We start from the raw sequence: 727 nt of genomic DNA on the forward strand, positions 1-727 counted from the left end.
CATTGCATTTTTCTTAATGGGAGCAGGAGAAACATTGTGGCGTATGGCCGTTGGATTTGGGGCTTGTATTGCTTTAGTGTTATACATCATGCGATTAAAGTATTTACAAGAAAGTCCAACTTGGATTATTAATCATTTTTCACTCGAAAAGGCGACAAACTATATTCAGAAACATTACGATGTCCAGTTGAAGCTAGAAGAAAGACAAGAAGAATATCAGGCCAATCATTATGAACATCAACAATCTTACAAAGCACTGCTTAAAAAGCCATATTTAAAAAGGTTAACTTTAGCAACAGCGATATCAACATTGCAAGGTATGCAGTACTACGCAGTGGGATTATATATTCCAATTATAGCGAAGTACATGATAAGTGAGGATAAGCTAGGGGTCTTATTTGGTACAGCAATTGTCAATATTGCAGGTATCATCGGTGCGTACTTAGGTGCACAGTATACATATCGATTGGGTACGAGAAAACTTACAATGATAGGTTTCGGCATTGTCTTGTTTGTTATGGTTGTAACAGGACTATTTTACAATAATTTACCAATGGTAATGAATGCATGTTTAATTGCATTGTTCTTATTCGGTCATTCAGGTGGACCAGGAACGCAAGGTAAGACGATTGGTGCATTATCATTTCCAACACATTTACGTTCACAAGCGACAGGTATTGTGGAGTCAGTGAGTCGAACTGGTAGTATTATTGGAACGTTCGTATTC

1 protein-coding gene is annotated in these 727 nt (G+C 37.3%); it reads left to right on the forward strand.

Annotation, left to right across the window (positions count from 1 at the left end):
• Window positions 1–727, forward strand: a 727-nt coding sequence (locus AB840_RS15485) for an MFS transporter (RefSeq protein ID WP_048515702.1), incomplete at both ends; no start/stop codon positions are given.

Source organism: Megasphaera cerevisiae DSM 20462 (assembly GCF_001045675.1).
GTDB lineage: Bacteria > Bacillota > Negativicutes > Veillonellales > Megasphaeraceae > Megasphaera > Megasphaera cerevisiae.